Source organism: Amycolatopsis tucumanensis (genome assembly GCF_021654135.1).
GTDB classification, from domain to species: domain Bacteria; phylum Actinomycetota; class Actinomycetes; order Mycobacteriales; family Pseudonocardiaceae; genus Amycolatopsis_E; species Amycolatopsis_E tucumanensis.
The window spans coordinates 70,806-90,665 of record NZ_JAKGSD010000033.1 but is presented as its reverse complement, the minus strand read 5'-3'; the positions used below and the strand labels follow the sequence as shown (position 1 = coordinate 90,665).

At 66.1% G+C, this 19,860-nt stretch carries 16 protein-coding genes and 1 pseudogene; 7 read left to right on the top strand and 10 right to left on the bottom strand.

Translation table 11 applies throughout. From position 1 onward, the window contains the following. A partial coding sequence (locus L2C96_RS28305) for a DEAD/DEAH box helicase family protein (protein WP_237338365.1) occupies nucleotides 1-1,260 on the bottom strand: 1,260 nt, incomplete at its 3' end. 60 nt (nucleotides 1,261-1,320) lie between these two features. Next, the gene (locus L2C96_RS28300; protein ID WP_216641980.1) at nucleotides 1,321-1,638 is read right to left on the bottom strand and encodes a hypothetical protein; all 318 of its coding nucleotides are present in this window, start codon (nucleotides 1,636-1,638) and stop codon (nucleotides 1,321-1,323) included. A gap of 482 nt (nucleotides 1,639-2,120) precedes the next feature. Between L2C96_RS28300 and L2C96_RS28295 the strand changes: the two genes are divergently transcribed. Further along, the gene (locus L2C96_RS28295) at nucleotides 2,121-3,389 is read left to right on the top strand and encodes a sigma-70 family RNA polymerase sigma factor (RefSeq protein ID WP_172964539.1); all 1,269 of its coding nucleotides are present in this window, start codon (nucleotides 2,121-2,123) and stop codon (nucleotides 3,387-3,389) included. Nucleotides 3,390-3,407: 18 nt separating this feature from the next. Here the strand turns inward: L2C96_RS28295 and L2C96_RS28290 are convergent, their stop codons facing one another. Continuing rightward, nucleotides 3,408-4,175, bottom strand: coding sequence for a hypothetical protein (locus L2C96_RS28290; RefSeq protein ID WP_098085227.1), 768 nt, complete (start codon nucleotides 4,173-4,175; stop codon nucleotides 3,408-3,410). A gap of 17 nt (nucleotides 4,176-4,192) precedes the next feature. Then, entirely contained in the window at nucleotides 4,193-5,065 is an 873-nt protein-coding gene (locus tag L2C96_RS28285) for a hypothetical protein (RefSeq protein WP_127516251.1), read from the bottom strand. Nucleotides 5,066-5,389: 324 nt separating this feature from the next. On the opposite strand from L2C96_RS28285, the gene L2C96_RS28280 reads away from it, so the two are divergent. The 5 genes and pseudogenes from L2C96_RS28280 to L2C96_RS28260 all read left to right on the top strand — a co-directional run bounded on the left by L2C96_RS28280 (nucleotide 5,390) and on the right by L2C96_RS28260 (nucleotide 10,617). Further along, on the top strand, nucleotides 5,390-6,226 hold the full coding sequence (locus L2C96_RS28280) for an SAM-dependent methyltransferase (RefSeq protein ID WP_098085232.1): 837 nt from the start codon (nucleotides 5,390-5,392) through the stop codon (nucleotides 6,224-6,226). After that, nucleotides 6,223-8,346 carry a hypothetical protein gene (locus L2C96_RS28275; protein ID WP_112276353.1) on the top strand — a complete coding sequence of 708 codons (2,124 nt, stop codon included), beginning with the start codon at nucleotides 6,223-6,225 and terminating at the stop codon, nucleotides 8,344-8,346. The genes L2C96_RS28280 and L2C96_RS28275 overlap by 4 nt, the downstream gene beginning before the upstream one ends. A 21-nt stretch (nucleotides 8,347-8,367) precedes the next feature. Next, nucleotides 8,368-8,589: a helix-turn-helix domain-containing protein gene (locus L2C96_RS28270; protein ID WP_112276355.1), complete on the top strand. Its 222-nt coding sequence runs from the start codon at nucleotides 8,368-8,370 to the stop codon at nucleotides 8,587-8,589. A gap of 66 nt (nucleotides 8,590-8,655) precedes the next feature. Continuing rightward, nucleotides 8,656-9,055 (top strand): annotated as a pseudogene (locus L2C96_RS28265) (RNA polymerase-binding protein RbpA). Between the two features lie 587 nt (nucleotides 9,056-9,642). Continuing rightward, nucleotides 9,643-10,617 carry a hypothetical protein gene (locus L2C96_RS28260; RefSeq protein WP_098085241.1) on the top strand — a complete coding sequence of 325 codons (975 nt, stop codon included), beginning with the start codon at nucleotides 9,643-9,645 and terminating at the stop codon, nucleotides 10,615-10,617. A gap of 1,419 nt (nucleotides 10,618-12,036) precedes the next feature. On the opposite strand, the gene L2C96_RS28255 is transcribed toward L2C96_RS28260, so the two are convergent. The 4 genes from L2C96_RS28255 to L2C96_RS28240 all read right to left on the bottom strand — a co-directional run bounded on the left by L2C96_RS28255 (nucleotide 12,037) and on the right by L2C96_RS28240 (nucleotide 14,299). Continuing rightward, the gene (locus L2C96_RS28255) at nucleotides 12,037-12,315 is read right to left on the bottom strand and encodes a hypothetical protein (RefSeq protein WP_127516253.1); all 279 of its coding nucleotides are present in this window, start codon (nucleotides 12,313-12,315) and stop codon (nucleotides 12,037-12,039) included. A gap of 25 nt (nucleotides 12,316-12,340) precedes the next feature. Beyond that, nucleotides 12,341-13,219, bottom strand: coding sequence for an inositol monophosphatase family protein (locus tag L2C96_RS28250; protein ID WP_237338364.1), 879 nt, complete (start codon nucleotides 13,217-13,219; stop codon nucleotides 12,341-12,343). 73 nt (nucleotides 13,220-13,292) lie between these two features. Continuing rightward, nucleotides 13,293-13,745 carry an NUDIX domain-containing protein gene (locus tag L2C96_RS28245; RefSeq protein ID WP_098085249.1) on the bottom strand — a complete coding sequence of 151 codons (453 nt, stop codon included), beginning with the start codon at nucleotides 13,743-13,745 and terminating at the stop codon, nucleotides 13,293-13,295. Further along, the gene (locus tag L2C96_RS28240; protein WP_112276357.1) at nucleotides 13,742-14,299 is read right to left on the bottom strand and encodes a 6-pyruvoyl trahydropterin synthase family protein; all 558 of its coding nucleotides are present in this window, start codon (nucleotides 14,297-14,299) and stop codon (nucleotides 13,742-13,744) included. Before L2C96_RS28240 ends, L2C96_RS28245 begins: the two co-directional genes overlap by 4 nt. A 442-nt stretch (nucleotides 14,300-14,741) precedes the next feature. On the opposite strand from L2C96_RS28240, the gene L2C96_RS28235 reads away from it, so the two are divergent. Beyond that, complete coding sequence (locus L2C96_RS28235; protein ID WP_110341262.1) at nucleotides 14,742-16,010, top strand: helix-turn-helix domain-containing protein; 1,269 nt, start codon at nucleotides 14,742-14,744, stop codon at nucleotides 16,008-16,010. Nucleotides 16,011-16,028: 18 nt separating this feature from the next. Here the strand turns inward: L2C96_RS28235 and L2C96_RS28230 are convergent, their stop codons facing one another. Together L2C96_RS28230 and L2C96_RS28225 are read right to left on the bottom strand one after the other, a co-directional pair. Beyond that, nucleotides 16,029-16,673 carry an HAD family hydrolase gene (locus tag L2C96_RS28230; RefSeq protein WP_110341264.1) on the bottom strand — a complete coding sequence of 215 codons (645 nt, stop codon included), beginning with the start codon at nucleotides 16,671-16,673 and terminating at the stop codon, nucleotides 16,029-16,031. 308 nt (nucleotides 16,674-16,981) lie between these two features. Further along, the gene (locus tag L2C96_RS28225; protein ID WP_098085255.1) at nucleotides 16,982-19,705 is read right to left on the bottom strand and encodes an nSTAND1 domain-containing NTPase; all 2,724 of its coding nucleotides are present in this window, start codon (nucleotides 19,703-19,705) and stop codon (nucleotides 16,982-16,984) included. Nucleotides 19,706-19,860 lie beyond the last annotated feature (155 nt).

Here is a 19,860-nt window from a genome sequence, read left to right as displayed (position 1 = left end):
GAGCCCGTCATAGCGGCCCGCAGTGATCAACTGCCCCTGGGGAGCGCGGCTCCAGCCGTCGACTGCGGTGTCGTCGCCGGCCCGGAGGCGGTAGACGGGATGGCCGAGCCCACCGAGGATCGCTTGCAGTGTGTCCGCTTCGCTGTGGCTGGCGCACAGCCAGGCCGCCTTCCCACCGGCTGCCTGGACTTGTTCGAGTGCCCAGCTGAGCACGCCGAGGTCGAGTGCCTGCTCGGACGAGGGGTTCAACGCGAACATGCGCTCGCCGGTGCTGCCGGAAAGCAGCGGCTGCTCGGTCTCCAGCCGGGTGACCCGGCCGCCGCCGATGCGGCGTTGCAGGTCGTCCATCGAACCGAGGGTCGCCGAGAGATAGATCCGCTGCTTGGCCTGGCTGTACCCCGCGTTCAGCGCCGTCGGCGGGTGGTAGGGGCGGATCTCGATTCCGGACGGCCCGACAAGCACGCCGCAGTGGGTGAGGTGCTCACGGACCTTCGGCCACACCCACTTGATCTCGTCCCGGAGCTTCTTGACCTCTGCCTTGATCTCGTCCGACTCGTCCTTGAGCGCGAGGTCGGCGACCAGCGGCGACGCCTCGATCGCGTCCCGCGACGCTGTGGCGATCGCCGCCCAGTCGCTGAACGACAGCAGCTCGGGCGGGGTGCCCGGCCGAGCGGTGCCATCGCGCATCGCCTGCAGTCCGGCGTATGCGTCGGTGTGCGCGACGACAAGATCACAGATCGTTCGATACAGGACGCGAGCAGGGCCAGGCTTGTCGGGGATGCGCAGGGTCTGTAGCCCGCTGAGCGGCTGTTCCGCTAGATGGGCGTCGTCGAAGATGACCAGGTCGGCGGGTTTCGGAACGGGCCTGCTGTTGAAGTAGACCCAATAGTTCATCACGCCCACCGCCTGGGCCTGGTGGTAGTCGTCGAGCTTGGCGCCGCCGTAGTCCTTCGCGGCGAACCGGACGACCTCCAGGCCCAACTTGGTGGCTTCGTCCTCAACCCGCTCTGCCAGCTGGCGGGTGCCGGTCAGGTAAGCAACCGACATTCCCTGGTCGAGGGCGTAGTCGGCGATCAACAGCGCCAACAGGGTCTTCCCCTCACCGGTCGGCATTTCGATCGCCACGTCCGGTGTCGTGAGGTGGTGAGCCGCGTAGGCGGCCAGTACCTGCCTCTGACCAGGCCGAAGCTCCTTGAACGTGGTCGACTGGAATCCGGCAAGCCGTTCGTCGAAGTCGGGTACTGCCGCCGGTTCCGCCACCGCTCACTCCTCCATCCGTAGGGCATGAACTCTACGGCGCGGGGCGCATGCTCGATCGAGCTATTTCGGTTCTCGCAGCACCGAGAACGGCAGCAACTGGTCGACCAGGTGCAGCTTCTCTCGGCGGCCATCGGCGTAGCTGATCTCGTAGTTGACCACTCCGAGCCAGTTGCCATCGACGCTGGGAAAGCGTCCGTGGAGCCGGCCTTGCACCTTGCCCGTCAGATCCAGGCCAGTCACGATGACGTGTCGAGGGGCATCGGGCGGGCGAGGGAACAGGTCGTCCAGCAGGACCCAGACGCTGGTGAGCACGGGCCTTCGGCCGTGAACGTCGTCGCCTTCCCAGGTGGTGAACGGGCTATTGATCACGTTGGCCACCCGCCAACGACGGTGTTGTCCTCGCTCGACGGAGGACGAGGTCGCGATAGGTCTCCTCGTCCAGTTCAGCGCGGTCGGGAGTCGGGCCATTGGTAGTCAGCCGCCAGCAATGATCAGCACCCTCGGCAGCGCAAGCCGGACAGCTGATATGGACCTCGCCATCGTGCACAACCGCCCGATACTCGGATGGAGGGAGCGTGTGCAAGCCGAGCTTGCACCTGGCCGGCAGGAGCGCCACGGGCCTGCCGGAGCTGTCGCGCCCGTATGCCAGCCTGCCGTCCGGTTGAGCAGTTCGGAGTAGCCGCGGGTCCATGACCAGCAACGTACCATCTCTTCGCACATACGTTCGAGTGTGTCGGACGGTGTCCGGTTGAGGTCTAGGAGCGTCCTCGGCGGTTGCGTCGGAGGCGAGGAGTGCGGTGACGTCCGGTGACTCTCGCGGCGCTCGGAACGAATCCCGCGGAGACTGTCGTGATGTAGGTATGACCCAGATCGACGAGCGGACCGGTCAGCGCACGGAGCAGCGAACGGCGGAGGATGAGGTGAGCGAGGATCGCGAGCCGACTGCGGCCGAGGTGCTGGCGTGGCGGCGCGATGACGTGTTCCTCCCCGAGGCCGAGGCCACTCCGGAGGAGTTCCCATCCCTGCGGAACATCTCAGCCGGATTCATCTTCGGCGGCGTCGTCCGCCCGCGCGAACCGGCTCCGCCGGAGTACGCGACGCTCCCGATGTCCCACACCTCGGACCGGGACTTCGTCGCACTCGCGCAGTGGAACATGCTGTGGGAAGCGGCCCAGTTCCGGCGGCGCTTCTTCGACTTGGACGACCTGCCGAAGCCGATGGCGAAGATCGCCGATCTCGGCGACGTCAATGTCACATTCGTGCCCCGGACGCGGGCGCGGTACTTCGAGTACGCGCCGCTGTTCCACCTGCTGCCCAAGCGCATCCTGGACATGTTCGGACTCCCGCTGTTGCGTGGCGGCCAGTGGCCGTTCATGGCCGACTGGGCCGGCATCGACGACTTCCTGCCGACCGATTTCGAAGCCCGGCTCGCCCGCGCCTGGGCGTGGACGGTCTGGCCGCACCTGATGTCGGGGTCGAAGATGAAGGCGTTCTCAGCCGACGACCCGATCCGGCTGCTGGCCCACAACCTCGACTTCTGGGTGCCCGCGGTCACCGCCACGATCCAAGACCGGCTGCGGGACTTCCCCGAGGTCGACAAGGGCAAGACGCCCGGCCCGGTCCTCCTGGAGGACGGCAGCGTGCTCGCCGGGGCCATCGCCGGCAACCCGCGGATGGGCGGGCCCGTGTGGTTCGGCGAGGACGACGCCCACGACGCCGTGGTCGAGACCGTGGAAGCCGCCGACCGGACCGGCCAGCTCCGCGGCATCCTGGACGCCGTCCGCTCCCACCGCATCGAGGACGACTTCTCCAGCCACTGGTCGTACGCACGCGAAGACTTCGAACGCAAGCTGCACGGCAAACGACGCAAGGTCACGGTGAAGTTCGTCGAGTTGACCGACACCATCCCGGTCCAAGGGCCGGAGAGCGAGGTGCTGGACAACCTGGTCACCAACGACTTCCTCACACTGCTGGACGCCCGGAACCGGCAGATCGTCGTGCTGCTCAACAGCGGCGTGACCAGGAAGACCGAGATCGCGGACGTGCTCGGGTACGCCAACCACAGCGCCGTCTCGAAGCGCCTAGCGCAGATCCGCCGGGCCGCCGAGGCGCACTTCGACGAGAACTGAGCCAGCCGGTCGTAGTAACTATCCGTCTGCGCCGTGTGGTCGGTTCGGCTCCGGGTGGTCGGAGAGTTGGTCGGCAACCAGTGCGATGAGCTCTTCCAGGGACTGAGGCCCGGTCGTTCCAAACGTAGCCCCGGCAATGACCGGTTCGTCAGGGCGTTCGGTGGGGGCGAACAGGGACGGCAGCGGCGGCCACCTCAGCGTGGCTAGCAGCATGGCGATGTCTGGAGCGCTGGTTAATCCGGGCTCGATGTCTTCGCACCGCCGCAGAACCGCATTCAGCTCCGCGATGACTGGCCCCAGAGCCATTCGATCATGGCCTGCGAGCACCTCGCCAGTGTCAGGGTCGATGGCGCGGAACGGGGCTGGCTGCCGCACGAACTCCGCATCCGCCAGGTCTGTCCACGACTGTGGGATGCGCTGGTCGCGGACAAGGTCGTCGATGCGTTCGTCGAAGTGATCGGCGGAGTCCCGGACCTTCCTGTCCCGGAGGGCCGAGGTGTCGCTGATCATCAGCTCTGTCCGCAGTCGGTCGGCGCGGAAGCGACGCCAACGGGACTTGGGATCCGCTCCATCGGCCCTGACGGGCCACAACAGCTTGCTGATGATGGCGGACGCGGTGAGGAACGACTGGACCGCAGGCCACGCCTCGGAACGCCGCTGCGGATCCCGGCTGAGAATGAGAGCCTGTTGCACCGCGGCCAAGGCGTAACTCGCCTGCCGCACGATCTCGGCGACGTAGAACCGCCGGGCTCCCGATGCCCAGCGCAGCTCCCAGTCGTCGCTCACTCGATCATTGTGTCCCGTCAACGACGTAGGCGTTGGCCATCCAGGCCAGGCAGGAGCCGACCGTCATGTTCCCCGCCGCTCCCTCGACGTAGGTCCCGGTAGCGGGTGACGGCGTGTGCGCCCGGAGTCCGTACCCACAGTGGAGCGCCGATGAGGATGCGTTCGACGTCTGGGCTGATGCCGCCGTCGCGGTCAAAGGTCCACCGGTCTTTGTCGAGCACGACGTCGCTGTAGATCTGCGCGAACCACTCGGATTCAGTCGCGTGGCCGAGCGTGAAGCCCCGCGTCCAGGGCTTGTCCTCGTGTTCGTCCCAGGTTCCGGTCACGCCCTGCTCGGTCGCGATCTTCAGGGCTTCGACCGCGATGGACTCTGGGTCGTCCCACTGTGAATTGTTGATCGTGCCGCGGCTCCGGATGTACAGAGCAATCGCCCGAGCTGCGGAGGACGACCATCCTTCCGGTGGCTTGTCGGAGCCGCCGACGTAGTCGGCGGTGTTCTCAAGGCTGCCGAACAGGCACACATCGACGCGGACGCCAGTGCTGCTGCGAGTGCTGACGTACATCACGACGCCTTGTCGCTTCTCAATACCGCCCGTGAACTGGGCGAACTCGACACGGCCGACGCCCTTGGCGAACACCGCCGGCGGCGGGGTGACGAAGTCCTCGACTGCGAGGTCTCCGATCGCCGTTTCGATTCGACGTGCGACCTCAGCACGGTCGAGCGTGCGCGCCTCCTGCGCAAATTCGAGCCCACCGATCAAGGGAATCGACGCCGTCTTGGCCTTCCAACTCACGCGCCGTTCGAGGGCGATGCCGTTTGCCGACGCGATGTCCCGGATACGGCGATCCGACCAGTAGGCGTAACTCCGGATCACACCGAGCTCGCCCATGAGCAGGCCCTCCAAGCGCCGTTCGTCGAAGCGGTCCCGTCAGGGCCAGCACGTTCGAAGCCTACCTATCCGCCCTCCCACTCAACCGGGTGAACCATGCCGCCGCTGCTGTCGAGCTCACGTGTGGTGTCGCCTCATTGGCGCCTCACCAGCGCCTCGCCGCCGCTCTGGTTCAGATCTTGATACAGCCGTCTAATCGCCCACACGAATCGACCCAGCCGGTTCGACTGGTGCTGGTGCGCCGCAGGTCACGGCAGGTGGGTCGACCAGACGCACGGTGAGTCGGCTCGTGATGGCGAGACGGGGTGGGAGAACGTCACGGTGATGGCGACGCATGAGAGCGCGTCAGGTCTTGAACAACAGGTAGACCCCGACGCGCCGTCGCTGTTCCGGATCTACGACTACCTGCTCGGTGGTGGGCACAACTTCGCGTCCGACCGCGCCGTGGCCGACAAGATCACCACGCTGGTGCCTGGGTATGACGTATTCGTCCGCGAGAGCCGCGCCTTCGTCCGCCGCGCAGTCCTTCACATGCTCACGGCCGGAATCGAGCAGTTCCTCGACCTGGGTGCGGGCATGTTCAGCGCCCACCCCGTGCACCATCTCGCCCAGGCTGAACGTCCTGACGTCCGCGTCGTCTACGTCGATCGCGACCCCATAGCCATCGCCGGTCTCGGTCTGATCGTCCATGCGGACGATCCGAGCACCGGGGTGATCGAGGCCGACCTGCGGCACGTTGACGAGGTGCTCGACCATGCCGTGACCACTCGGCTGCTCGATCTGACTCGCCCGGTGGGCGTGGTGGCCGGGTCGGTGTTGCATTGCCTGCCCGACGCCGAGGATCCGGCCGCCGCATTGGCCAGGTACCACGAGCGGCTGGCACCCGGCTCGCTGTTGGCCGCCTCACACGCCGACGGCATCGTCCTCGGGCTGGAATCGGCCGGTGCGATCGAGGACTGTCTCGCCAGGGCCGGGATCACGCTCGTCCACCGAAGCCGGCGGCAGTTCGCCGACCTGCTGGGACCGTGGCAACCACACCCGGACGGCGTGGCGCCGATCGGCTTGTGGCGACCGGACGGGCTCACCCTGCCCGTACGCGAGTGCCTGTGGGGCAACGCCGTGCTCGCCGACCGCCGTCCCGAGCCCGCGGAGCGCGCATGAACAAGGCCGAGCACATCAACACCGTGTCCGGATCGGTCCACGGCCAGGTGCTGCAAGCCCGCACGGTAACCGCCGACACCATCGTCCTGCACGCTCCCGAGCACCGAGTGCCGGTTCCCCGGCAGCTTCCGCCGCCCGCGCACACCTGGGTCGACCGCGCAGATGAATTGGAGCGGCTGGACCGTCTGCTCACCACGGCGGGCCCGACCCGCGTGGTGGTGACCGGCCTGGGCGGGGTCGGCAAGACCGGCTTGGCGGTGCGCTGGCTCGACGGACACCACGAGCGCCACCCCGACGGCGTGCTGCACGTGGACCTCAACGGCTGGAGCGGCCACCCGCCACCGGCCACCGCGCAGGTCCTCGCCGGATGGCTCCGCGCGCTCGGCGTCGCCGCCGACGACCTGCCGGGCGAGGTGGCCGAGCTGGTCGCGCTGTACCGAACGGTCACCTCGGACAAGGCGGTGGCCATGCTGGTCGACAACGCCCGTTCCGCCGAGCAGGTGCAGCCCCTGGTACCTGCCACGGCGCGCGGCACGATCCTGGTCACCAGCCGCAATCGGCTCGCCGAGCTGGCCATCGCGGGCTTCCGCCACCTCGACCTCGACTGCTTCCCCGCCGCCACCGGCGCCGCGCTCCTGACCGGCCTCCTCGACGAGGATCGACAGCCCATCGGCGAGGAGCTGCTGCACGCGCTGGCCATCCGCTGTCACGGGCATCCGCTGGCCCTAACCATCGCCGGAGCCCATCTCGCCGCCTACCCCCGGCGCGACCCGGCGCGCCTGATCACCCGGCTGACCCACCTCGCCGAGGCGTCCACTGGCGCTTTGGACCCGCACGAGCTGTCCGTTGAAGGAGTGCTGCAGATGAGTTACGAGGACCTAGACGCCACCACCGCCCGGCTCTACCGCGGTCTGGCCGAGCATCCCGGCGTCGAGTTCACAGCCGAGCCGCTCGCCGCCGGGCTCGACGTGCCGGTCACCGACGTCGGCCGCGGGCTCGGGCGGCTGGTGGAGGCGAACCTCGTCACCGAGTCCGGGGACGAGCGCTACCGGCTGCACGACGTCCTGCGTGAGCACGTGCGAGCCCTGGCAGGCCAGGATGACCAGGCCAAGCGGCTGGCGGTGCGCCGCCGGATGATCGAGTGGTACCTGCGGCGCGGGGCGGCGGCCGACAAGATCATCAATCCTTTCCCTCGCCGGTTCAGCCCCGTCTACACCGATCTGGACACCGGCATGTTCGCCGACGCGAAGGCCGCCCTGGACTGGGCCGAGACCGAACGCGCCAACCTTCTCGCCGCTCAACAGGACGCCGCCGACCAGGGCTGGACGGAGCTGGTGTACCAGTTCGGCGAGGTCCTGTGGAACCCGCTGCGACCCAACTACACCGCCGGTGAGTTGGTGAGCTCGCAGTTCCTCGGGGCTAATGCCGCCGCCGACGCCGGGCACATCCTGGAGGTCGTCTGCCGCACCCGCCAGGGCTTCGGCGAGACCAACCTCGGCCACCACGAGGCCGCAGTCGCCATCTGCACGATCGCCGTCGAGCTGGCCGCCGAAGTCGGTGACCCGTGGCTGCACTCCGGCGCGCTGTCCACCCGCGCCCGCGCCCACCTCAAGGCCGACGACCCGCACGCCGCCCTCCCGGACCTCGAACATGCCCTGGAAGTCGCCGAGGGGATGAACGACGCCCGCAGCATCGCGCTGCGACACCGACGCCTCGGCGAAACCGCCCTGCACCCCAAGATCGCCGACGCCCAGCTCGCACTCCACCACCTGCGGCTGGCGGCGAGCATGTTCACCGGCATCGGCGATGACATCGGCCACGCCCGCACCGTCCTGCACTTGGCGCGGGCCCTGACCCTGAACGGGCAAGCCGCCGAGGCAGTGTCGGAGCTGGCCGAGATCGAGCAGGCCGTGCGCGACTACGGCTCGGTCGGCTACCTGGCCGACCTATGCACTGTGCTCGGCGAGGTCCACGCCGCGCTCGGCGACACCGCCGAGGCCCACCGCTGCTACAGCCAGGCCATCGACTACTACACCGCCGCCGGCCCCGGCGCCGACAAGAGCAAGGCCACCGTCATCGCCCGGCGCGACGCCCTCGACTCCGACCAACCGACCGCCTGAATGCGAAGAGGAGCGAACGACATGGCAGCACACACCACGGTCAAGGGAAAGCGGATCACCGGCGAGGCCCGCATCAAGATGGCTGCTGACCTGAAGAAGAAGTACGAAAAGGGCGCCAGCATCCGTGCACTGGCCGAGGCCACCGACCGCTCGTACGGCTTCGTGCACCGAATCCTGACCGAGTCCGGCGTGGTGCTGCGTGGACGCGGCGGCGCTACCCGGACCAAAACCAAAACCCCATAGCCAAGCGACAGCGGGCACGAGAACGGCTCGCGACACCAGCCATCCGATACGCGAGCGGAGATCATGATGCCCAGACGCGTCTTGCGGGGCTACCGCCTGGGAACGCCCACTGGCGAACCGGATCGCGATGCGCGGCCGGCGCCGCGGATTCAAGTCCGCTTCGCGTGCCGAAGAGGACACGAGTTCACTGTGCCGTTCTCGACAGACGCCGAGATACCCGCCGTCTGGAGGTGCCCGCGACACGGCGTCGAACATTGCCTCCGCATCAATGAAGACTCCGACTGGCAACCTCCCAAGGGAAAGCCCCCACGCAACGCACTACGTCATGCTCTTGGAACGACGCAGCATCGTCGATCTTGAAGACCTCGTCGACCAGGCGCTGGCGGGCATCCTCCTGCAGCGCCGATCGCCTTACGGTCGCGTGCCCATCGGCGACCGAACCTACGGTTTCCGATTCGAGCCATGACCGCCGGCCGAGAAGGCGTAACAGGCAGGCCAGCTCTGATCTGATGTTTCGAGCCGACTACCTCGGAGCATGCGACGTATCGAGCCCGAGGGCGCCTCGCCTCATCATCGACGTGCAGGTCGCGGTCTACGGCTTGGGCTGGCCGGTGCCGGAGTTACGAGCCGGTGAGCCGCGCAGTTCCGTGACACGCTCGCGGAATGGCGCGCCGACCGGCCCGCGCAAATTGTCGTCTGCCACCGTCGTGGGACAACCACGTTGCCAGTCATGGGACCAGCGACAGCGGTAATCTACCGAGAGAAACGTGTTCCAGATCTGCGTCGCGGAGCGATCATGGCGATGGCGACCGAATGTCCTGTAATGCCGATGTGCGGTCGAACGGTGGATGACCGATTCCGATTGTTTGCGCAGTGACCTTGATGCCGCTGGCACAGGCCACTGAGCGACGCGATCAACACGGCAGTGTCTCTATGGATGGGTCGGCGATGAGACGGCCGAGAGTGGCCCGACCCGACACGGACGCCAGCGCTGCACCTGCGGTAACAACGGCTCGATCCGCCGCCATCGACCTCCCTCCGGATAATGGAGCCATGGAACGGCCGATCGATTTCTCGCGCGACCGCCGCATGCTGTGCGGGATCTGCGCCCACGAGTGGCTGGTCGGACTCGATTGGATCGACCGCTGGGAGCAAGGTAGAGAGGTGTGCCCTGGGTGCGGAACGACGTGCGAACACGAAAACGCTCCCCGGGTGACGGTCAATCCCGACGATCTTGCGCTCGACGCCGACAAGATCGCACAGTTCGCCTGGTACCACACGACCACGGTGCCGGACTGGCCGACGAGGGACTTCGACCCGGCGGCCGATCTCACGCCCGAGACACGAAGAGTGATGGGCGGCGCGAAGCGGGTCGCCGCGTGGGCCGCGCGCCAGCGCGGGAAAGCCCTCCATGTCGGCACATACGAGTCCGCGGTCCACAACATGCTGAGGCGGATGCGCGACCAAGCTGACCGCGGCAGCCAGTTCTACCTGTACCGCGTTCTTCTGGTGCCGTCCGTCGTTGTGCGGGAGGGCTGGCTCATAGACCCCAGCGACTTCATGGGTGACGTAGTTCTCGACGAGGTCTGCCCTCCAGGCGTGGACGTCGCCCGCTACCTCAACTATCACGAGGACCCCGGCGGACTCTCACTCGCCCTGGGACGGAGCGCGATCGCCAGCGTCCAGCAGGTCGCCGTACCGCTCCCTGACGCCTGCGACGACGATTGGGTGCGAGAAGCCGCCACGGCTCTCGATGGCACCTCCGACACCCCTGTCCCGGCCACCGACAGGCTTAGTCGATTCATTCGGCCGTCGTCTCCGCAAGCTCTCCTGCGTCGCGAGCTCGGTGCGGCTCTGGCCGGCAAGCTGCCGGTGAACCTCCAGGACCAGTTCGCGTCCGCCGCTGCGTTCGACGAGGGCAACAACCCGATGCAATGGGCTCGTCGGACGAGCTGTCTGTTCGATCTGATCGTGAATCCGCTACGCACGCTGGCCGAACTCGACCGGCAAGAGCGCCGCACGGTCTGAGAATCCACCGCGGTTGCTGCTGCCGCCCAGCACTGACTGTGTTCACAGGTGAAGTTCGGCCGCTGGCCCGCACTATCAAGATCAGCAGCCAGATTCCGGGCCGCCTGAACGTCCGCTCATAGCCGCTGACCGGCCATCCGGGAACACAGCGTCCGCCAATCGCCATCGCGATAACCTGTTCCAGTTCTGCACCGCTGTCGGTGGTCCCATGACTGGCCACGTGGTGGTCCCACGGCCGTGGCAGACGACACAAATGCCGACCCACGGACACCTCTTTGTGTTCGCAGTTTCCTTCGCTATGCCCCCAGGTGTTCATACACATGTTTGCGCGATACGGGCCGCGCCAGTACCGGTGGCGATAGTGAGGCGAGCTGCGGCTTTCGTCCGACGTGTCGTGGTCGGCGTTGTCGTCTCCGTCGTGGGGAGGCAGGTCTTCAGTCCTGAACCGCGGGTGTACCCGGACGACGTTCACGGCGCTCGTCGCGATGATGCCGGCTCGGGCGTCGCCTCGGGTCACTGATCGCGGAGCTGCAATCACATCGGTCTGGGTCAGCGGTTTCTTGACTTTGTGGTCGAGCAATTGCCATAGGCCGTAGACGGTCTGGACCCACCCGGCGCAGTGGTTCGCGTCGGGTTCGGGGAGCAGTTCACCGAATTGAAGGGTCGCGGTGAAGGTAGCGAGTACCGGCATCGGGCTCATCCGGGCCGAGACCGAGCGGACATGGTCGGCGAAGTAGCCCGCGCTGTAGCGGGTCTTTGTCGCTGCCCACTGGGCGACGAACGTGTCCGGGGGCAGGCCGGTCCAGTGGGGCGGCCGATTTGGGGTGTAGAACGACAGTTGGACCCGGTCCTCGTGCGGCGGTGGCAGGTGTGACCAGCTAATGGCGACGATTGGGGCCTCGACGTAACCGGAGACGTCGTAGAGCCAGGGGGCTGGTATCCATCCTGAGCCTGGCAGGTCTTGCGCACGCGCGGCGTCATAGAGGGCGCCGCCGATGCAGCTCTCGAACAGCATGAAGCCGGTCATGCTGGGCATTCGGTCCGAGCGGGCGGGTTCGGTGGACGGGGTGGACGAGTAGGTCACGGCCATCTCGATCGCCTCGTGGTCGACCCACGTCAGGCTCGCGTTCTGGAGGCGGTCGGCTTCATCGCGGGCGTATCGACGCACTTCCCGGCCCTCGCTCTCCGCCGCGGCGGCTCGGGCGACCTGGCCTGTACGTCCTTGCTGGGCGCCCTCGGCCGCGATGTTGGCGTAGTGCTCGTGAAGCCGCCGGCGGAGGAAGGGAAGCTGCTCGGAAGACGGAGCGACCCACGGCGCGGGCTGGAAGATCGAAGCGTCCGGGATCGGGTCGGGAATCTTGAGGCCATCGGTTGCCGGGTGCATGAAACGGACTCCAGCCAAGGTCGCGGCGGCGCTGGTCACAGGCGGCGCAGTGCTTGCAGCACGCGGTCGAGAAGCGCCAGGTGCTCGTCGTCGGGCCGCGGTCCCTCCAGCGCGGCCCGCCGCGCGGCGGCTCGTTCCTCGTCGAGGTCGAGCGGAACCGCGGACGGCCCCGTGGCGGGCAGTTGTCCAAGGCTGGGGAGGTACTCGGTGAGTGGTCCGTTGTCGGCATGGCGGCACGCGGCTTTACCGTGGACAGCATCGAACGGCAGTTCGGGGGTTTCCGGCGAGCAGCGAGGACTCGGCAGGATCACCATCGCGTCCGCCTTCGTGTCCGGCTCCTCACTGTGGTTCACTGCTCTGCGGCAAACTGGTCGGACTCATGACGGGTTCGTGTCGGTCGCCATCGGGCCAAAAACGGGTGCCACGCAGGACGTGCAGGAAGGGCAGCAACTCCTCGCGAAGTCCTGGCGTGGTGGCAATCGCGCACCGGGAACGAGTGGTGTGTGGGCTGGCGTCGGCATCCAGGACGAGGGCTCCGGCCTCTCGGGCGATGACGGCCCCGGCCGCGGTGTCCCACGTCCGGTTGCCGAGCAGGACGCAGGCATCAAGGGTGCCGTCGGCGACCCAGACGAGGTCAAGTGCGGACGAGCCGTGACGGCGAAGCCCTTGTGCTCGTGCCGTGAGTTCCCGGTCCACAGTGGAGCAGAGCACGTCTCGTAGCGCAGTGTCCTGGCCGCTGCCATAGTCGCTGAACCCGATCAGGGCTCGATCGAGCGACTCAGTGCCCGAGGCGGCGATTGGTTCTCCGTCGCGGTAAGCGCCCTGCCCGTCGGTCGCCCAGTAGCGGTGTCCGAGAAAGGGAAGCGCTGTGACGCCGAGGATGGGGCGGTGGTTGTGCACGAGCCCGAGCGCGATCGCGCACAAGGGACTGCCGTGGTGGTGGTTGATCGTGCCGTCGATGGGATCGAGAACCCAGTACGTCTCCTGGTTGCCAACCGAGCCGGTTTCCTCTCCGAGGAACCCGATTTCGGTGCGTCCATCGGCAATCAACCGTTGGCGGACCACGTGTTCGACGTCCTCGTCCACTTCGGACACAGGGTCGCGGTCGCCCTTGTACCGGATCGAGCGAGGACGGTGGCTGAGGACATGCTCGACCGCAAGATCGATCGCGGCCTGTGCCGCGGGCAGGGCAGCGGTGAGGTCGGGTGCCGACAGCATGGTTCCTTCGGTTCTTCGGGCGCGCCCGGCTCACGTAGCTGCGCCAAATGGACCGGGCCGTGGACGGTGAGGGTCAGGAGTAGTGCGGCCACCACGGGTGTTCGACAGTCAGCGCGTCGCTTCGCAGTCGTTCCGCGATGACCGCGGGGCGCAGCTCGACTTGGTGGAGGTCCGCTTGGGTGAGCCACCGCAGTTCGTGTTCGCTGGACCGGGCGGCTTCGGGGCCAGCGAGAGTCACGTCGAACAGCAGGGCCAGTTCGTAGAGGGCAGGCCCGTTCGGTGAGGTGTGATCGCGCAGTTCCACGGTGGCACAGAAGTCGAGGTAGGCGAGGTCGACGTCGGTCTGTTCCCGCACGGAGCGCCGCAGGGCGTCCTCAACGGATTCACCTGGTTGTACTCGACCGCCGGGTAGCCGGAAGGCGCTGGCGTCCCGGTCTCGGACGAGCAGGAGACGCTCCTCGTGCCCGACGAGGCCGTATGCCCCGACAAGCGGACCGAGAGCTGGAGTGGTGGTGGAGGTCATCATGGTGCTCTCACGATCGACGGACAGGACGATAACCGAGGTGACGCCTCAAAGAGGCCAACGTGGTGGTGCTCATCGCACAACCGGGGTTCGTAGACGGCAGTGTTCAACTGGGTCTCGCGGACCAGGACCCGCTCGACCCGCGCACCGTCGGCGCGTGCAAGTCCGATCAGCGTGCTCTCGGCGACTCGGCCCAGCAGTACCGCCACTGCCTCCACCGTGGGCCACGGCAGCCCGTATCCGAATTCTTCGGCATGGTCGGCCGGTTGCTCGGCCCCGAAGCGGAACACCCGGTTGCCTTCGGCGACCAGCGGCGCGATCAGCCGATCGCGGACGCCGAGCATCGTGGCGTGGTCGAGGTGCTCGTCGATCCAGCGCCGTACCCCGACCTTCAGCGCGCCGAACTCCACGACGGTCACCTCGGGGCTTAGCTCCGCGGCGCTCACTGTCACCGCGACCGACCAGGAGTGGCCGTGCAGGCTTACACATTTGCCGCCCAGGTGCGGTAAGCGATGCCCGGACGCGAACGAGTGCTCGATGGTGATCTTGTGCGACATCAGCGGGGCACCAGGCTCGACTGGTCAACCGGCGCGGGTGAGCGTGCTGGTTGCACCTCGCGCATATCCACTGCAACAAGCTCACTTTCCGTACCGAGAGGAGTGGCCGAGACCGGTATGGCCTGCGATGGGCGGTCGGAGGTCGCCCACCGCAGGCCGAATCCCAGTCAACGACGCCGCCCTTGCCGATCACCAGAGCGGCCGTGCGGCGAGAACGAGGCGTCAACGGGGCGGCCCAGGCGCTGACCAGGGCGCTAGTGGTCTGCTGGAGCGAGGGGCTTCACCCAGATGGGCGGGCAACTGCGTTTGGCGGTCAGCCGGATCGTCAGCCGTGGTCGAGAACGGAGCGGCCATGAGGCAGCGATGAGGCGACACCTTCCCTACGCTGCGAAAACCGGCGAGTACTGTGCGCTATGGAGGGTCTGGCAGGAGGGACGACGCGATGGCAGCACGGCCTCTCACCCCGCTCGCAGCTGCCCGCGAGGCCGCTGGTTATACCCAGGAGTCCCTCGCCGTCACCCTGAAGGTCGAACGGACCACCATCGGACGTTGGGAACGTGGGGTCCAGTCACCTCAGCCTTGGCAGCGGCGCGGCCTCGCCACCGCCCTGCAGATCTCGCTCGACGTACTCGACGACCTGCTACGACGTAGCCTTCGGCAACCTGCTGCCGACATCACCACGGTCCTGATCTCACCTTCGTCGAGCCTGGTGACGCTCCCTGCCGAGCGGACCGTTCACGAGGACGCACCGGCACCCGATGCCGACGTCATCCACGCCGCCATCCCGCGCCTGCGCCGCGCGCTTGACCGACTGGACCTGCCCGACGACGGACCAACCAGGTCTCCGGACGACCTGCACGGCGAGATCATCCGCGCCAGCGACGACCGGCTGCAGTCCCGCTACGGCAACCTCGCCCGCCGCCTGCCCGACCTCATCGCCGAACTCGCCCGTGCCGGTCAACTGGGCGACGCTGCAGGCCAGCGCCACGCCGCCGCCCTGCTGACCTTGGCGTTGCGGGCTGCTGACGGCGTGGCGTTCAAGTTCGGCTACCTGGATCTGTCAGCCCGGCTGATCGACCTGATGCGCTCGGCCGCCCAGATCGCCGAGGACCCGCTGCTGCTGGCCGCCGTTGCATACGTGCGAACCGAAACCTTCTTCGCCACCGGCGACCTGGATACCGCCGCCCGCGCTCTCGAACTCGCCGCTGACCACGTGCCCGATCTCGGCACGACCTCCTCCTTGGCCGCGTTCGGTGCCCTGCACATGCGCGCGGCAGTCGTGGCTGGTCGGGCGGGCAAGGCCGACCTCGCCGCCGACCACCTGCGTGAGGCTCGCCGCGCCGCGGGCAGTGTGCCCGAGGGCATCTACGTGGGCACCGCGTTCGGCCCGGCCTCGCTGCGCATCCACGAACTCGCGGTCGCGGTCGAACTTCGAGATCCATTGGGTATCGAACGCGCGGCGTCCTGGCGCCCGCCCGACGAACTTCCCGCCGAGCGTCGTTCCCACTACTTCATCGATCTGGCCCGCGCCCAGCTCACCCTCGGTCGCCACGAAGACGCTCACCTGTGCCTTCAGGCGGCCCGCCAGGCCGCGCCCGAGCACACCCGCACCCACCCGCAGGTCCGCCAGTCCCTCTCGTCCCTCCTGCGCACCCACAGCGCGCCCAGCGCCGGCTTGCTCGACCTCGCCGCTTGGGCCCGTGCTCGCTGATCCGCCTGCCACAGCCGCTCAGCGCGGGGATAGCAGATCCGGCAGGTCGTGAAGGGAGTCGATCACCCAATCCGCGTCGCGACGGACCAACGGGTCGTCAGCCCACAGATAGCCCCACGGGCCCCGCCGGATCAGTGCCGTGCGGAACCCAGCTGCCTTCGCGGCAACTACGTCGTTGTCCCGGTGGTCACCCACGTATACCGTCTCGCCCGGTTCGTCGGGCACCATCTCCGCCACGCGGGCGAAGAACTCGGGCGACGGCTTGGCGACACCCCATTCGCCCGAGGTCGCGATCCGGTCCACCGGCAGCTCCAGTGCACGCAACAGCTCGGCTGCGCGAGCGGTCTGGTTCCCGGCCACCCCGACCCACAAGCCGCGTTCTCGCAGCGCGACCAGGCCGGGCCGCACATCGCTGTAAAGGTCGCTGTCCTCGATGTGCTCACCCTGGCCGGCCTCCTCGCGCAGCCGTCGTTCCCGTGCAAGGTCGAAGCCCGGCTTGAAGTACTGGAACGTCTCGGCATTGTCCCGGCCAGCGGCGGTGACCGCGCCCAGCACTGTCGAGAAGGTATGGCGCGAGACGCCGATCCAGTCGGCCCACGCACCCCACTCCCGCGAGTCGTCCAGCAACGTCTCGCCCACGTCGAACACAACCGCGGTCACCATGCTCCTACTCCTACGTCACGTGCAGACACCGCGCGACAGCGAGGGCCCTTCGGCCGCCCAACTCACTGACATCCGTGTCCGCGGCGACCGCCGGTTTGTCCGCTTCCCGGTTGACCACGTCGACGCAGCCCGAACAGCGAGCAGGCCGAGCCTCGACCTAACGGCGATTGGTGTGAGAGAGCGCGTCAGTTGGCCAGTCCGGTGCTCAGCTGTCGGCCAGGACTCGATCACTTGTGGCGACCGTAGCCGTGAGCGCGCTTCGCGGCTACTTAACGTGATGCTCATGGTCGGGTTCGGCCAAGAAGCGATCAGTCTTGTCGGTCAGTCGTGCGTAGCTGTGTAGAGATTCCGCACGCTCTGGCCCATGCACGAATAAACTTTCCAGCCGAAAGCATCGTCGATTCTGCCCATTCGGCGCCGAGTGCGTCCCTGTGTGCAATGCCAAGCGATAGTGGAGAAAGGCCGGGATTTGACTCCAGCGCAGCAAACGCCTCGCGCATGCCCCGCTGCCGTTCTACGATCTCGCGGAGTCGTCCCGGCTCCACCGCGCCGTGCGAAAACACGCTGTTGCCCGACAGAACGATACGCTCGCCCTCATCGGTATCCACCAAGCCGAGTGCGGTTAGGTCGCGGACTGCGGTCGCAAATCCGTTCTTGGAAGGGCGGGTGTGCCCGGCTGGATCAGAGAGATGCAGCAGGAGCTGCAGGGCGGGCCCAGGGTTTGCGCCAGGGAAAGGGCTCCGCACCCGGACAGGTACTGCTCCGCTCAAGAGTCGACCAAGGGGTTCGCTATCGCTTTCCGTCATCCTTGTCATGCCGTTTGCTAGAAGCCGCACTAGACCGGCATATTCCATCCATTGACAGAAAGAGCGAGCATATGTAACCCAACTATCACTTTTCGCCGCCACGGCCCTGAATTCGGCAGCAAGAACAGCTGCAAACTGTGGAATTGAGACGATGTCCTCGCGGGTGAGCATATCGGCAGCAAGCTTGTACATCTTATGTCTACGCAGTGCCTGAGAAACGCGCGCCCTAATAGCTTCTTCCCTATCGGGGGAATCGAGCAGGTCCGGCTCAAGCGTGACGCGGTTCGACTCTGCACTCAGCACGCCGAATTGCCGAAGCTCACGAGAGTAGTTAAAGACAACTGTTGCTGTCGTATCCAACCTCGCAGCTGCATCTGGGACTGAAACGCTACCACCTTCGGCAACAACCACGCGCAACAGGCGGCCGGCCCCGAGAGGGGCGTAGCGGACGACGTATGAGTCCTCGATCGCCACGCTGCCGTTATTAAGATAGTCACGGAAGGTATCCCAGTAGACGTCGATAGTATGACCGACCTGCACTACCAAACGTTGATGAAGCAGGCTATCCAGAACGGCGCCAGTGGCCACATCGTAGTCAAGATCGGATATCGCGACTGGTGCCGCCTGAGCAACGGTTCGGAGAACGGCTTGCTCACTTGGGCTCAACCGGGCAAGGTCACTTTCGAACAGGCCGCGGGCGTTCAGTGCCTGCTTAGCGAGATCGTCTTGCGTGACGCCGCGATCAACCTCGGCGAGTATATGGGCGCCGAACTTCTTGAAGAGCCACGGGAGGCCCTGTGAATTGTACTCGCGAAGCCTTTGTCGCAGATCGCGATTGAGCTTACTGCCGAGCGACTTCTCAAGTCGTCGCAGAAGGGCCTCGACCTCGCGTGGCCCGAACGGTTCAAGGATGGAAACTAGGGATGCGTCACGTATATCATTTCGCAGCCCAAATGGGTACCCCTCGGTCCATGCAACCACGTCAGTCTTCCAGGAAAAGCTGATCGTCAACGGCGCATTTATTTCGCGGATCAGAAATGCGAGATCGCGGAACTCTCGGGTAAGATCCGAGTCTCGAAAAACATTCTCAAATTGATCAAAAGCGAGAAAGATTGGCCGGGCGGGAGATGTCCAGGTGGCACGCTTGAGAGTCTCCACGATGCTCTGCAGACTGCTGAACGCAGCCTGGGGCGGCAACTCAAGAACCTTTCTCTCGACCGCCTTCCGAATAATGCGTTCCATTGCGGCGGGAACGAATTCGGATCGCTCCGCCGTTCTTGAGTCGATAACGATGCCGACGCCGCCTGCCTTCTCGATCCCCTTCTGCAGATGCAGAACTAGCGAACTCTTACCCCAGCCGGATTTGGCATTAATTACTATTGAACCAGCCGTGTCGCGATCCCTGAGCTTTTCAAGTAGCGACTGCGCGAGGATTTTCCGGCCGATGAAGAATTCGGGTGCCGCTGGAAGTTGGTACTCGAAATCAGACGTGCTGCCCTGGACCTCGACAATTTTGGGCAAGGATGGGACGCGAATCGGCACCGCTCCCGCTTCATGGCCTGCGCGAACAACCGGAAGGCCCTTTGATAGATGTCGCTCGATTAGGCGAACAACAGGAGCCGGAACATCTTGCGTCCGCGTCCATGTCACCCACCTGGACGCTCGGCGAGTTTGAGAGTCAAGTTCACAGGCGGCCAGGACGACGCCATGCTCGGTAACGATGACGGTCGGGTCTGATCGAATCTCTGGCCCTTCGTCCCAACTTGGCAGAACATTTGCCGCCTGCAGTAGTTGGCAAATCTCATAAGAGCCGAGGTATCGAAAGCCGGGCAACTTTGCTTGAGCTGCGTCGGCTTTCTCCTTCGCTTCGGGAGTCAAACGAGGGAGCGCAATGAAGAGTCCGTGAATCCGGTCATCATCGGCTCGGGCTAGAGCGAACTTCCCTAGAAAGGATGTCAACAAGGGGACCCGCACATTGGAGCTGTAGGCTTTGCACTCACAAATCAGCTGCTCGTTGGTAACGGTGTGACGGGCCTGGACGTCCAGCTCGATACCTTCGCTGGTGAAGTTTAGATTTTCAGGGTGGGGATCGCCGTATCCCTGCGTCGCAAGAAGCTTTGCGATAAACATCTCGAAGAGGTGACCGCGCCTGTTAGATATCTCGCTCGTCGATGAGCCCTCCGCGAGAACAACGACGGCGGCCGTGTCAACGGTGATCTGATCCACGGATGCAGGGTACGCGCTGGTGCTGTCAGCTGGGAGTTCACGTGTTTGGCTCCCGCGCGGACGTTGCAGCCCGGAGCACCCAGCCCGGCTTGAGCTCCGACTGGCCAACAGCCGCGCTCAATTGGGCCAACTGAAGCGCCGGTCACAGCTGAGGC

Excerpts from the sequence above, each read along its gene's own strand:
- L2C96_RS28255 (WP_127516253.1), bottom strand. The coding sequence starts at position 12,315 with ATGGTGATCCTGCCGAGTCCTCGCTGCTCGCCGGAAACCCCCGAACTG.
- L2C96_RS28275 (WP_112276353.1), top strand. The coding sequence starts at position 6,223 with ATGAACAAGGCCGAGCACATCAACACCGTGTCCGGATCGGTCCACGGC.
- L2C96_RS28245 (WP_098085249.1), bottom strand. The coding sequence starts at position 13,745 with ATGATGACCTCCACCACCACTCCAGCTCTCGGTCCGCTTGTCGGGGCA.
- L2C96_RS28285 (WP_127516251.1), bottom strand. The coding sequence starts at position 5,065 with ATGGGCGAGCTCGGTGTGATCCGGAGTTACGCCTACTGGTCGGATCGC.
- L2C96_RS28240 (WP_112276357.1), bottom strand. The coding sequence starts at position 14,299 with ATGTCGCACAAGATCACCATCGAGCACTCGTTCGCGTCCGGGCATCGC.
- L2C96_RS28280 (WP_098085232.1), top strand. The coding sequence starts at position 5,390 with ATGGCGACGCATGAGAGCGCGTCAGGTCTTGAACAACAGGTAGACCCC.
- L2C96_RS28295 (WP_172964539.1), top strand. The coding sequence starts at position 2,121 with ATGACCCAGATCGACGAGCGGACCGGTCAGCGCACGGAGCAGCGAACG.
- L2C96_RS28230 (WP_110341264.1), bottom strand. The coding sequence starts at position 16,673 with ATGGTGACCGCGGTTGTGTTCGACGTGGGCGAGACGTTGCTGGACGAC.
- L2C96_RS28235 (WP_110341262.1), top strand. The coding sequence starts at position 14,742 with ATGGCAGCACGGCCTCTCACCCCGCTCGCAGCTGCCCGCGAGGCCGCT.
- L2C96_RS28260 (WP_098085241.1), top strand. The coding sequence starts at position 9,643 with ATGGAACGGCCGATCGATTTCTCGCGCGACCGCCGCATGCTGTGCGGG.
- L2C96_RS28270 (WP_112276355.1), top strand. The coding sequence starts at position 8,368 with ATGGCAGCACACACCACGGTCAAGGGAAAGCGGATCACCGGCGAGGCC.
- L2C96_RS28250 (WP_237338364.1), bottom strand. The coding sequence starts at position 13,219 with ATGCTGTCGGCACCCGACCTCACCGCTGCCCTGCCCGCGGCACAGGCC.